10 protein-coding genes and 1 tRNA gene are annotated in these 12,740 nt (G+C 64.7%); 7 read left to right on the top strand and 4 right to left on the bottom strand.

Annotated elements, in window-relative coordinates; genetic code table 11:
- Positions 1-263: 263 nt before the first annotated feature.
- Positions 264-1,208 (top strand): SDR family oxidoreductase, encoded by a 945-nt coding sequence (locus ACOYYX_RS26910; protein ID WP_422925435.1) that lies wholly within the window; start codon positions 264-266, stop codon positions 1,206-1,208.
- A 527-nt stretch (positions 1,209-1,735) separates the two neighbouring features.
- Here ACOYYX_RS26910 and ACOYYX_RS26905 read toward each other — a convergent pair.
- Both ACOYYX_RS26905 and ACOYYX_RS26900 read right to left on the bottom strand, forming a co-directional pair.
- Positions 1,736-1,897, bottom strand: a complete 162-nt coding sequence (locus ACOYYX_RS26905) for a hypothetical protein (protein WP_422925433.1) — start codon at positions 1,895-1,897, stop codon at positions 1,736-1,738.
- An 86-nt stretch (positions 1,898-1,983) separates the two neighbouring features.
- Positions 1,984-2,056, bottom strand: a tRNA-Glu gene (locus tag ACOYYX_RS26900).
- A 100-nt stretch (positions 2,057-2,156) separates the two neighbouring features.
- Between ACOYYX_RS26900 and ACOYYX_RS26895 the strand changes: the two genes are divergently transcribed.
- From ACOYYX_RS26895 to ACOYYX_RS26870, 6 genes are all read left to right on the top strand, one after another.
- On the top strand, positions 2,157-2,954 hold the full coding sequence (locus ACOYYX_RS26895; protein WP_422925431.1) for an alpha/beta fold hydrolase: 798 nt from the start codon (positions 2,157-2,159) through the stop codon (positions 2,952-2,954).
- A 77-nt stretch (positions 2,955-3,031) separates the two neighbouring features.
- Positions 3,032-3,259, top strand: a complete 228-nt coding sequence (locus ACOYYX_RS26890; protein ID WP_422925429.1) for a hypothetical protein — start codon at positions 3,032-3,034, stop codon at positions 3,257-3,259.
- A gap of 22 nt (positions 3,260-3,281) precedes the next feature.
- Complete coding sequence (locus ACOYYX_RS26885) at positions 3,282-4,562, top strand: hypothetical protein (protein WP_422925427.1); 1,281 nt, start codon at positions 3,282-3,284, stop codon at positions 4,560-4,562.
- A 29-nt stretch (positions 4,563-4,591) separates the two neighbouring features.
- Positions 4,592-6,214: a 4-alpha-glucanotransferase gene (malQ, locus tag ACOYYX_RS26880; RefSeq protein ID WP_422925425.1), complete on the top strand. Its 1,623-nt coding sequence runs from the start codon at positions 4,592-4,594 to the stop codon at positions 6,212-6,214.
- A 113-nt stretch (positions 6,215-6,327) separates the two neighbouring features.
- Complete coding sequence (locus tag ACOYYX_RS26875) at positions 6,328-6,912, top strand: 3-keto-disaccharide hydrolase (RefSeq protein WP_422925423.1); 585 nt, start codon at positions 6,328-6,330, stop codon at positions 6,910-6,912.
- A 215-nt stretch (positions 6,913-7,127) separates the two neighbouring features.
- Positions 7,128-8,099 carry an aldo/keto reductase gene (locus ACOYYX_RS26870; protein ID WP_422925421.1) on the top strand — a complete coding sequence of 324 codons (972 nt, stop codon included), beginning with the start codon at positions 7,128-7,130 and terminating at the stop codon, positions 8,097-8,099.
- A 71-nt stretch (positions 8,100-8,170) separates the two neighbouring features.
- Here ACOYYX_RS26870 and ACOYYX_RS26865 read toward each other — a convergent pair whose 3' ends face one another.
- Complete coding sequence (locus ACOYYX_RS26865; protein WP_422925419.1) at positions 8,171-9,472, bottom strand: XylR family transcriptional regulator; 1,302 nt, start codon at positions 9,470-9,472, stop codon at positions 8,171-8,173.
- Positions 9,473-9,513: 41 nt separating this feature from the next.
- Positions 9,514-12,594: an FG-GAP-like repeat-containing protein gene (locus tag ACOYYX_RS26860; protein WP_422925417.1), complete on the bottom strand. Its 3,081-nt coding sequence runs from the start codon at positions 12,592-12,594 to the stop codon at positions 9,514-9,516.
- Positions 12,595-12,740: the final 146 nt, after the last annotated feature.

The raw sequence follows: 12,740 nt of genomic DNA, 5'->3' as shown, positions 1-12,740 counted from the left end.
TGATGCTTGGTTCAACCGGGAATACCTTGCCCGTGCGAATCCCGACGCGAGCCAGCAACCTGCGCCCGATCCCCTCATAATTCAGAATATTCATTCGAAACTGAGGGAGGGGAACGATCTTCCAGGATGAGCCGACGCTCATTCGCCTGTTCTCCGGGTGCTTATCGGCCACGTGGCTCTCCGCGGCACGGGTAAGGTTGGTCGAACCTCATGAATTCACACAAGCTTAATTACACGACATTATTCGTTTAAGAAGTGAGACGATGAACAATCTGCAAAACATTCTGGTGACGGGTGGTGCCGGTTTCATCGGATCACATCTGGTCGAGGCACTCCTGAAGGATGGCGTCCGGGTACGCGTCGTGGACAATTTCGCGACCGGGCGAAGGGCAAATCTGGCGCAGCACGAAGGCCGCTTCGAGATGATCGAAGGGGATGTGGCGGATTTCGAGATCTGCCAGCGGGCGGTCCATCAGATCGATGGAATCCTGCACCACGCGGCGATCCCCAGCGTTCCCAGATCGATCCGCGAGCCGCTACTCTCGCATACGAGCGGCCCGACAGCGACCCTCAACTTGCTCGAAGCCGCCCGCCAGGCCGGCGTGAAGCGAGTGGTCTTCGCCGCATCGAGTGCCGCTTACGGGGGGTCGGCCGAACTCCCGCAGCACGAGGAAATGCTGCCTCGGTCCTTGAGCCCTTACGCGGCCGGGAAGCTCGCCGGCGAACATTACGTCTCGGTCTACGCCAAGACGATGGGGCTCGATGGAGTCAGCCTCCGTTACTTCAACATCTTTGGGCCTCGCCAGGACCCGTCGAGCCCGTACAGCGGGGTGATCTCGCTCTTCTCGCAGGCCATGTCCGAGGGTCGCAGGCCGACGATCTATGGGGATGGGACTCAGACTCGCGACTACACCTACGTCAGCAACGTCGTGGCGGCCAACCTTGCGGCGCTCCGCTCCGAACGCCCGCTCGAAGGGATGGTGCTCAACGTCGGGACAGGAATGCGGACCAGCCTTCTCGATTTGGTCGCCACCATGAACGACCTGCTCGGAACTCAGATCGAGCCAGAGTTTCGGCCCGCCCGTGAGGGGGATGTCCCGCACTCACAAGCCAGCATCGAAAAGTCTCGACAGGTTCTCGGCTATCAGCCCACGACCGATTTTCACGAGGGATTGCGTCGAACCCTCGCGGCAAGCCGAGGTGCATGAGTGCGATCGGCGAATCGTATTCGTCTGGCCCAGGCAACGTCCGGATCAAGAGGATAAGCAAGCGGGTAATGGACTCGCTCGGCCCGCCAATCAGAAATCTGGCAGTCGCCGTGAATTCGTGGGGCCCAGAAAAGGGATCTCGAATCGTCGCAATGAAGGGGCTTCCCGGAATCAACCAGATTGCCTGGTCGTTCACAGGCCGCCCAACCTCCGCAAGTGATTATCTCTGGACCCTTTACGCAGCCGGTCGATTTCCCCAAGAGGCCTGCCCATCGCGACACATCGTCAAGGCGAAGTTGCCTGGCATGCCATCCTCGGCACCGGGATAAATCTGGTGCTCCACGTCGAGATTGCAAAGGGGCAGGCCAGGCATCAAAGCCATCGTAAGTCGCGGACGACTTGGGACACTAGGCGTCGTCGAAGAGGCTTTGGAAACTCACCATAGTGGGGGGTTCGCGGCATCGATCGCGAGGGCGATTAAGAACGTCTAAGGTCCCCGATCCTAGCGAATCGGAACGACGAATTCCTCACCACCCTGGAATCCGTCTTGAGCCTTTCTCGACTCGGGCCAAGACGATCTCAGCATCACGCTTGAGCTTGGTTCCCGTCTTCCGGGTGAACTGCTTGCCCTGATACCAGAAGCTAACCGTGTAGTTTGAGCCCGGCTTCCGCTGGTGGATTGATGCCATGTGTTAGCACCTTGTCGGTTTCCAACTCCACAAACGACGAAAGGACTTACGCCAAAAATGACGTAAGTCCTTTCGCTACCTGGCAATACCCCCACGGGGACTCGAACCCCGGTCCCTAGGCTGAGAACCTAGTATCCTAGGCCGCTAGACGATGGGGGCCTTCAGATGGTTCTATAATGCCTGTCGAAGCCGGATGTGTCAAGTCGGAACGATGAAGATCGGCACGAGTTCGTTGGGATTGTGGGAGTGAGAGTCGCGAATGCCTAAGATTTTGGCCAATGGACGTCAGCTCTTTTACGACGAGGCGGGGCAGAAGGGGCAGGGGGATCCGTTAGTCTTGCTCAGCGGCCTGGGGGGGGACCATCGGGCCTTCAGCGTGCCGATGCGACATTTCGGTCAGACGTTTCACGCGTTCGCGCTGGATAACCGGGACGTGGGTCAGAGCGATCGGGCTACGGAGCCGTACTCGACCGCGGATATGGCCGACGACGTGGCGGGGTGGCTCGAGGCCCTCGACCTGTCGGCAGCTCATATCGTGGGGCACTCGCTGGGGGGGCTCGTGGCGCAGGAGCTCGCGTTGAGACATCCTGAGCGGGTTCGGAGCCTGGTGCTGGCCTCGACGCACCCGGGGGCCGACGCCTGGCGACGGGCGGTGCTCGAGTCGTGGGTGACGCTTAAGAGGAACACGGATCCGGCAACCTTCACGCGGTCGACTCTCCCTTATCTCGTGGCGGCCCCTTTCTACTCGAACCCTCAGCAGGTCGAGGGCCTGGTCCGGTTCGCGGACCGGAACGCCTGGCCCCAGGAGCCCGAGGCCTTCGCCCGCCAGGCGAGCGCGGCGGCCTTGCATGAGGCGAGGGCCAGGCTTGGGCAAATCCGGGTACCGACGCTCGTGCTCGCGGGGGAGCACGACCTGGTCAATCCGAAGCGGGTGGCCGAGGAACTGGTCGGCTTGATCCCGGGCGCCCGCATGACTATCCTGCCAGGGGTCGGTCACTTGCCCCACATCGAAGATGGGACGGTTTTCCGCCAGGTCATCCACGACTTCCTGGCGTGAGCCGACGATCCTTCGCGATCACCACCCTTTGCAGACGCAGAGCCGATAAATCCCCGAGACTGAGCGTAGGAGATCCTATGGCCACGGAAGAAGAGCTCAAACGAGCGTACAAGGCGTTCAAGAAACGGCTCAAGCTCGCGAGACTCGACGATGAATCCGGGCTGAGCATGGGGAGCAAGAAGTCGCGGATCTCGGGCATCACTCCCCCCAACGGACACCCCCCGGGGATCTGGGAAGAACTCGTGACCCAGGGAAAGCTTAAGCGCGAGGCAAGTGGGACCTACTCGCTGGCCAATGAGCTCTGAGCCGGCCTCGCCCGAGATTAGCATGAATATCGACGGAGCCGACGATCGAATGGCCTTTGGGGCCGGATCGCGGCTCCGTTCTGTCCTCGCGCTGGCAACGCTTGCGATGGTCGGCCTATCGTGGCCACTCTGGGTGGAACGCTCGGAGTTTCCTCGCGTCCCGTTCCTCGCATCGTTGCCGGGGTTCCCTCCTTCGATTGCGTGGGGGGTCTTCGCCGGCCTGATCGTTACCTTGATCGCGACGGCCGGGGGGATTGCCTGGCGCATCTCCCTCTCTATGGCCATTGGACTGCTCCTGCTCCTCGTCTTGCAGGATCAGGAGCGGTTCCAGCCCTGGGTCTACCAGTTCGGGGTGCTTGGCCTCGTGCTGGTGCTCGCGCCAGGCGCGACGGGCTTGAGGCTCGTCCGCTGGTGGTTCATCGGCGTCTACCTGCATTCGGGGCTCTCGAAGCTCGACATCTCATTCGTGAATGAGCTGGGATCCCTCTTCCTGCAGACGGCCATGCGTCCTCTGAGGCTCGACTCGCAGGCGTGGTCGAATCAGGCTCGCGTCGCGGCGATCCTCGCGATGCCCGCGGCGGAGATCATCGTCGCGATACTTCTCGCCATACCGAAGACGCGGCTCGTTGGGATGGGCGGGGCGATGCTCGTGCACCTCACGTTGCTCGGGATCCTGGGCCCCTTCGGGCTGAATCACAGCACGATCGTCCTGGTCTGGAACACGGCGATGCTGGCGGAGGTCTACCTCGTCTTCCGGCCGGATCTGCGTCGATTGGGGCTCGAAACCAGCACGCGGAAAGTGCCAACTCGACTCGCCGCGGGGTTGCTCATCATCGTGCTGACCCTCCCCTTTGGCGAGCGTTGGGGCTGGGTCGACACCTGGCCGGCACACGCTTTGTATGCGAGCCATGTGGAACGGACCGAGGTCTACCTCCACGAGTCGGAGGTCGCGCTCTGGCCGAAGTCCATCAGGGACCACGTGCTGCCGTCGCTTCTGGGTGAGTGGCGGAGGCTCGACCTGACGGGCTGGAGCCGCGAGTTGCGAGGGGTGCCGATCTATCCCCAGGGGAGGGCGTGCAACGGCTTGGCCGAGGCCCTCGCCGCGCGGTATGGTGGTCGCCGCCTGATCCGGGTCATCCGTTGGGGACCCGCCGATCGCTGGACGGGGGCCCGCAGCCGGACCGAAATGTTCGGGCTCGCGGCCATCCGCTCCGAAGGGGATCGGTACCTCCTCAACGCCCATCCCGCCGGGTCGTTCCTCCGCGATGGCGGAGGCGACAACGAGGCCGGGCACGTCCCCTGAGCCGAGAGAATCCCGAGGAGAGCGTCGACATGCGGCTTCCCCGCGCCAGCGGCATCCTGCTCCACCCGACCTCACTCCCGGGGCGATTCGGGATCGGCGACATCGGCCCGCAGGCGATCGCCTTCGCGAAGACCCTGGCCGAGGCGGGCCAACGCTGGTGGCAGATCCTGCCGATCGGGCCGACGGGGTTCGGCAACTCCCCGTATCAGTCCTATTCGTCCTATGCCGGGAACCCGCTGCTGCTCAGTCCCGAAATCCTCGTCGAGGACGGCTGGCTCGGGTCACGCGATTGCGACGACTATCCCGCGTTACCCGAGACGCGCGTGGACTTCGACACCGTCATTGCCGCCAAGGAAAAGCTCCATCGCCTCGCGTACCGCCGCTTCGATCGCAGTCACCTCAGATTCGAGGCGTTCCTGATCGAGAATGCCCACTGGCTCGACGACTACGCACTCTTCATGGCGCTGAAGCGCTCGCACGACGGCGCCGCCTGGTATGAGTGGGAGCCCGAGCTCGTCCGTCGCGACCCCAGGGCCCTCGCCGCCCAGCGCAAGGCCCTGGCCGATGAGATCGAGTATTTCCAGTTCATCCAATACGCCTTCGATCGCCAGTGGAAGGCCTTGCGTGCCACCTGCGCGAAGCTGGACCTGCAGCTCATCGGCGACGTGCCGATCTTCGTTGCGCAGGACAGCGCCGACGTCTGGGCTCGGCCCGAACTCTTCCAGCTCGATGAATTCGGCCACCCGACCGTCGTTGCCGGAGTGCCCCCCGACTACTTCAGCGAGACCGGGCAACTCTGGGGGAACCCGCTCTATCGCTGGGAGGCACATCAGGCGGAGGACTTCGCCTGGTGGATCGGCCGCATGAGGGCTTTGACCGAGCGCGTCGACCTCGTCAGGCTCGACCATTTCCGGGGCTTCGAGGCCTACTGGGAAGTCCCCGCGGGATCAGAGACCGCCGCCACGGGCCGCTGGGCGCTCGGGCCGGGAACCGCCTTCCTCGAGGCTCTCCGCGAAGGGCTCGGCGGCCTGCCGATCATCGCGGAAGACCTCGGCGACATCACGGCCGAGGTCGAGGCCCTCCGGGATCGTTTCGTCCTGCCCGGCATGCGCGTGATCCAGTTCGGCTTCGGAGGCGACGCCGGCAGTGAGATCCATCTGCCGCATCGCTACATCAACCACTGTGTCGCCTACACCGGCACGCACGATAATGACACCAGCGTCGGATGGTTCGACCCGGTTGAGGACGAGAGCACGCAGAGCCGCGAGCAAATCCTCGCCGAGCGCAAGTACGTCAGGCGCTATCTGGGGACGTCGACGCGCGAGGTCAACTGGGACATGATCCGCGTCGTCATGGGCTCGGTGGCCGACACCGTCGTGATCCCGCTCCAGGACGTGCTCGGGCTCGGCAGCGAGGCGAGGATGAACGTCCCCGGCCAGGCCGTGGGAAACTGGAGCTGGCGATTCCAGTCCGAGCAGCTCGACCCCAAGATCCTGGCCAGGCTCGCGGATGTCACGGCGATTTACAGCCGGTGGAATGGTGAGCCGCCGAACGCGGTTCGGCCGATCCCTCGGGCCATCCTCGACGAGCCGAAGCCCGGCGAGGGGTCGCGAGCACCGCACTCCGACGGCGATTCGACACTGGCGGGGTGACATCGCGCGTCACTTCGGGTTTATTGGTAGCGCCAGCACTGGCAAAGCGGACCGCAACGGCCGCACGCTCACACCCCTGAGCACCACCAAGGCATACCCTCGGAGTCCACCCCATGTCCCTGCTCGCGTTCGTTCTGGTCGTCGCCTCGCTCGGCGTGGATGCCAAGCCCCTCAACACCCCCCCGCCGGGTTTCGTCGCCCTCTTCAATGGCAAGGACCTGGCCAACTGGAAGACGGACGAGCACGACGCCCCCAAGCACTGGAGCGTCATCGACGGCATCCTGCACTACGACGGCAAGGGGGATAGCCTCCGGTCGGCCAAGGACTACGGCGACTTCGAGCTCTACGTCGACTGGAAGATCGGCACCAAGGGGGACTCGGGCATCTACCTCCGCAGCAACCCCCAGGTCCAGATCTGGGACGACCCCGTCGGCTCGGGCGGCCTCTACAACAACCAGAAGAACCCCAGCAAGCCGACGAAGGTCGCCGACAAGCCCGTCGGTGAGTGGAACACCTTCCACATCATCATGAAGGGCGAGAAGGTCACCGTTTACCTCAACGGCGAGCTCGTGACCGACAACGTCACGATGGAGAACTACACCGACCGCAGCAAGCCCATCCCCGCCATGGGCACGATCGAGCTCCAGCACCACGGGAACCCGCTCGAGTTCCGCAACGTCTACGTCAAGGAACTTTGATTCACGCCGGCGACGGGAGGGCGACCGAGCCCTCCCGTCGGCCTGCCCGCATTCGATCCAAGCAATTTGGCCTAAAAATCCCCTACATCTATAACTGAAGATCAAACATCATCGACTTGCCAATGGCCCGAGCCTGGGCAACCCATCGAAGTGCCGATTTTCGCAGGAATCGAACGACACACACGTTTTGATCGGCCAGGGGGAAAGAGACGACGATGCAGTATCGCAAGCTGGGAAGAACGGGCTGGTCGGTCAGCGAGATCGGATATGGGATGTGGGGCATGGGGGGATGGACGGGCTCGGATGATTCCGAATCCCTCCACTCCTTGAATCGCTCGGTCTCGCTCGGTTGCAATTTCTTCGACACGGCCTGGGGCTACGGGGCGGGGCACTCGGAAGGGCTCCTCGGCCAGCTTGTACGAGCCAATCCGGACAAGGGGCTGATCGTCGCCACCAAGCTCCCCCCCAAGAACTTCATCTGGCCCTCGCGACGTGAGTTCACGCTCGACGACTGCTTCCCCCCCGACCACATCCGCGAGTACGCGGAGAAGAGCATCGCCAACCTCGGCCTGGAGAAGATCGACCTCCTCCAGTTCCACGTCTGGGAGGACGCCTGGGCCTCCGATGAGCGCTGGCAGCGGGCGATGGACGACCTCAAGCGCGAGGGCCTGGTGCGGGCCGTCGGCGTGAGCGTCAATCGCTGGGAGCCGAACAACGTCCTCAACACCTTGAAGACCGGCATGGTCGACGCCGTCCAGGTGATCTACAACATCTTCGACCAGGCGCCCCAGGACGAGCTCTTCCCGCTCTGCCGCGAATTGAACATCGGCGTCCTGGCCCGCGTCCCGTTCGACGAGGGGACGCTGACAGGAACCCTCACCAAGGATTCGACCTGGCCGGAAGGGGACTGGCGGAACACCTACTTCGTCCCGGAGAACCTCTCGGCGAGCGTCGACCGGGCCGAGGCCTTGCGCCCGCTCGTGCCCGATGGGATGACGATGCCCGAGTTGGCCCTGCGCTGGATCCTGGCAGACCCGACGGTCTCCACGATCATCCCGGGCATGCGACGGATCAAGAACGTCGAGGCCAACGTTGCCAGCAACGATGGAAAGCTGCTCGACCCGACGCTGCTCGAACAGCTCAAGGCCCATCGCTGGGATCGCAAGCCGACGAAGTGGTCGCAGTAACGTAAAATGATGACTCAGAGAAGCCTGCCTGAGCGAATCAGGCAGGCTTCCCAGAGTCTTGCCATGCGGGGTCAGGCCCGGCAACTGCGATGTTCGCGGCGATAGGTCCCCGGCGTGGAGCCGGTCGCCTTGCGGAAGGCCGCGCTCAGGTACTCGACGTGGGCGAAGCCGGCGCGATCGGCGACGGCCGATAGGGAGAGATCCGTCTCGCTCAGGAGTTCCTTGACCCGGCGGAGCCGGACCCTGGCGATGGCGTCGTGGACTGTCTGGCCGACGGCCTTGCGGAACCGGCGCTGGAGGACGCTCCGCGAGACGGAGACCTGATCCAGCACATCCTCGACCCTGATCCCCTCGCAGGCCCTTTCGCGGATGAACCGCATCGCGTCGGCGACGAGCGGATCGGCGATCGCCATGACATCGGTCGACGCCCGCACCGCAACCCCGATGGGCGCAACGTCGTGCCTCGGGCCCGCGGGGCGCTCACCTCGCATCATCCGGTCCAGCATCTCGGCCGCCTGATAGCCGATGCGTCGGCAATCGGGTATCACGCTGGAGAGGGCCGGATAGGCGAGTTCGCAAGCCAGGGTCTCATTGTCCACGCCGATGACCGCGACCTCTTCGGGGACGGAGACCCCGGCGCGTCGGCAGGCGTCGAGGGCCTGGATCCCCCGGAAATCGTTGCAGCTCATCAGGCCGAGCGGCTTCGGCTGCGCGGCGATCCAGCGGGCGACGGCGTCGATCTCCGATTCCCAGGAGACGAGCTGGTGCCCCCAGGTGACCGGCTGCGCCTCCTGATATTCCTCGCAGTCGAAGCCGGCCTCGCGGATCCGTGCTGTGAAGCCTTCGAAGCGGCGCTTCGACCAGCCGAACTGGGGATAGCCGAGGAACGCGAACCGCGAGAACCCTCGCTCGAGCAGATGCTCGGCCGCGAGCCTGCCGATGGCCTCGTGGTCGCACTGGACGGTCGGCAGGCCGGAGCTCGGGGCCTGGTCGTCGAGGTCGACCGTCGGGATCCCCGTCTTGAGCACCGCCTCGGCGAGCGCCGGGGAGAGCCTGGCCAGGATCCCGTCCCCTTGCCAGTCCTTGATCCAGGGGGGCGGCGGATCTTCGAGCGAGCGCTGGTCGAGGTGAACCGTCCAGGGCCCGTTCTCCCTCACGTACTCGGCCACGCCATGGAGGATCTCCCGCCCATGCGCCATGGACGTTTCCATGATGAAGGCCACGTGCGGCGGCCGCTCGCGCTTGAGACGAACCTTGGAACGGCCCGGGGTGGCCGTAGAGAACACATTGCCTCGCGAGAGTCCTCCCCAGGCCCCCTTGTCGAGCACCCAGGAGACTTCCGAGGCGTGTTCGTTGCGAGCAATTGCCGACATCGCAAACGCTCCTATCGGATTCTAGACGCAACCTATCTTCATCAATATCCTCCGTTACTTTCCTTCGTCATTACTCTTTCATCGAATGTCGGCCCCGACACGCCGGTCGAGTTGGCCTTATTCAGATCACTTATTCGATATTCGTTCAAGCTTCGAGGCGTGGGATCTCCCTCCCGGAGGCGATATCCGCCGTCGACCGGGATCTCCCGATAAGAGTCAGTGCGTCCGGACGGCCATCGAACCTCGGCCGCGACGACGCGAGAGCCGCCGGGTACTCCGAAGTGCAGGCGGGGGTCGCCCGAGGAGAGATAGCTGCCGCCGCCATTGCGTTGCGCGGCCTGAACGACGTCGCCCGACCGCAGCGTGACGCGAGCACCGATGGCGTCACGGTTGGAGCCGGCCCCCTCCAGGAGCAGGGTGACGGCGTGGGTTCCCTCGGTCCTGTTGTGCAGGTACGCCAGAGGCGAGTTCTGCGAGACGATCAGGAGGTCGACGCGTCCGTCGTTATCGAGGTCTCCGGCGGCGAGGCCTCGCCCGATACGAGGCACGCTCCAGCAATCACCGGCCTCCGACCGGGCCTCGACGAACTTCCCTTGTCGCGAGCCGAGCAACAACTGTGCGGGCATGGCGTAGGGGAACTGGGGCCGGTCGTCGGTGACGTGGCCATTGGCCGTGGCGAGGTCGAGCCGGCCGTCATTGTTGGCGTCGAACGCGGCGATGCCGAATCCGAGCAGGAACCGGCTCGGCGCGGCGACCCCGGAGATCGACGACTCGTCGGCGAAGGCCCCCTGGCCGAGGTTCCGGAAGAGGGTGGTCGACTCGCCGTAGAAGTTGGTGACGGCCAGGTCGGGGCGGGTGTCGCCGTCGAGGTCGGCCGCGACGATCCCCATGCCCGCCTGGAAGGCCCCCTCGGCATTGCAGGCCACGCCGGTCTGGACCGCGATCTCCTCGAACTTTCCATGGCCGACGTTGTGGTAATAGGCGTTGGCCGTGGCATCGTTGGCCACGACGAGGTCGATTTTCCCGTCCTCGTCGAGATCCGTGGCGACGACGCCGAGCCCACGCCCCTCCTTATCGGCAATGCCGGCCTCGGCCGTCACGTCGACGAAGCGTCCTCCTTCGTTACGGAAGACATGATCACTCTTTGCTTCGAAGAGGTGGGGCATGCAGTAGCCGTTGGGCGACTCATCGCCGGTGGCATTGACTTTGGAGGCCCTGGGGCAAAGCCTCGGATTCTTTTCATCCCAGGCGAGGTAGTGGCAAACGTAGAGGTCGAGGTCGCCGTCGTTGTCGAAGTCCGCGAAGGCGGCCGAAGTCGGCCAGTCGCGATCCCCCCCGAGACCGACTCTGTCGCCGACATCGATGAACTGGCCGTTGCCCTGGTTCTGGTAGAGCGAGTAGGACCGCCATCGCGTGACGAAGAGGTCAGGGTCTCCGTCGTTGTCGTAATCGGCGACCGTCGCGCCATGCCCGTAACCGCACGCCGTTGCCGCCAGGCCGGATGAGGCTGTCGCGTCCTCGAAGGTCCCGTTGCCGCGATTGCGGAAGAGCCGATCATGCCCCCCCGCTGAGGAACCCGGGGCAGGAGGGAAGGGCCCGCCCTGGACAAGGAAGACGTCGAGGTGGCTGTCACCGTCGTAGTCCAGCAGGGCTATGCCGCCGCTCATCGTCTCGGGCAACTGACGCTGAGGGGACGTACCGCTGTCGAACTGGAATCTCAGGCCCGCAACCTCGGCCTCATCAACGAAACGGGGTACTCGGGGCGAATCAAACGCGCGGGTCTCGGATGTCGCAACCACCGTTCCTTTGCCAAAGCGTTCCGCGAGGGTCTGATTCGCCACGGCCCTGACCGCGCGGAATTCCTCATGGAGTCGCGATCGTTCGGAGGCGATCGCCTGGTTGTCGGGTTCCGCCTTGGCAGCGAGCGTCCACCAGCCTTGTGCCTCGAAACGACGGCCAAGGGCCTCGGCGAGCTTGCCGAGTTCAACGTAATGCTCGGCCGTAACCTCACCCTTCAGGAGACTGCGATAGCGATCGCGATTGCGATCCGCCTCGGCCTTGCGGGCGCGAAGCTCCTGCGCCTTCTCCTTGTACCCCTGGTTCCACACCAGGACGGCCAGGCGTTCCAGGGCCCAGGTATCGCCGGGCGAACCCTCGAGGAGTTTCTCCAGGGCCGCAAGCTCGGCATGGCCGTCGAGACGCATCGCGGCGACTCGAGCTTCGAGGGCCAGCAGCTCCCCCAGCGAGAAGGCAGTCGTGCTGAGGTGGAAGAGGCAGCATTCCACCTCGTCGGGTCGTCCGGCGGAGAGGGCCCACTCGAGTCGGAGCCGCCAGACGGCCTCGTCGTCGGCTCGACGCTTCAGGCACTCGTCGGAAAGGCGACGAACCTCGTCGAGCGAACCTGCAGAGAGGGCGAGGTTCGCCCTCGCCAGCCAGACGCGGTCGTCATCGGCGGCTCGCTCGGAGGCCCTGGCGAGGATCTCGCGGATCCTCTCGCGCTGGGCCGGGGCGCTGTCGTTCATCCAGAGGTTACGCAACTCTCCGACGCGATCCTCCGACTGCTCCCAGCCGGACTGAATCAGGCGGCGGAGGGCGTCCTGCCTCCCTTCCCAGAAGTAGAGCTCGGCCAGGGACTTGCGTACGTCGCGCCTTGCGACGGCCTTGCCCGGCCGGACCATGGATTTTTCCAGGATCGTCTCGGCCTCGGCATAACGCCCGAACTCGGCGATCAGGAGGCGAGCCCGCTCAATCTCGGCCCACTCGCCATGTCGGCTCTCCGGAGGAACCCGCGTCCAGGCCGTCAGTGCGGCATCGCGGTTCCCAAGAGCCCGCTCGCAGACACCCAGCCAGTAGAGTGTTTCCGGGTCGCCCGACCAGGGAGCCGACAGGCCCGTCAACCAAACCCTGGCCGGCTCGAATTGACCCGCACCGACCTGGCCCTGGACCCGTTCGAGCCCCGCGCGGAAACGGCGATCCGAGATCAACCACCAGGCTCCCCCGACGAGCGCCAGGAGGCAAGCCGCCAGCCCAACGCAGGCCAGCACGGTCCGGAACCGAGCCGCCCGCAAGGGAGAGCGCCCCGGCGTCGGGCCAGCCTGGTTGTCCTGAGACACGTCGCGCATGGGTGACGAGATCCGCATGAGGGCCTGCGTCGTGGGGAACCCGGCGATCCGCGAGGAACACCCGGCCACGCCTCCGCTCGAAGAGAAGAGCGCAAGCGGACGGAGCGTTGACGCGGGGACTCGCCCGTTGGCGAGGCGGGAAACAC

It is taken from the genome of Singulisphaera chitinilytica (genome assembly GCF_049331405.1).
In the GTDB taxonomy this organism is placed as follows: Bacteria; Planctomycetota; Planctomycetia; order Isosphaerales; family Isosphaeraceae; genus PoT.
Note: the sequence above shows the minus strand (reverse complement) of the source record. Positions and strands in the feature narration are given on the sequence as shown.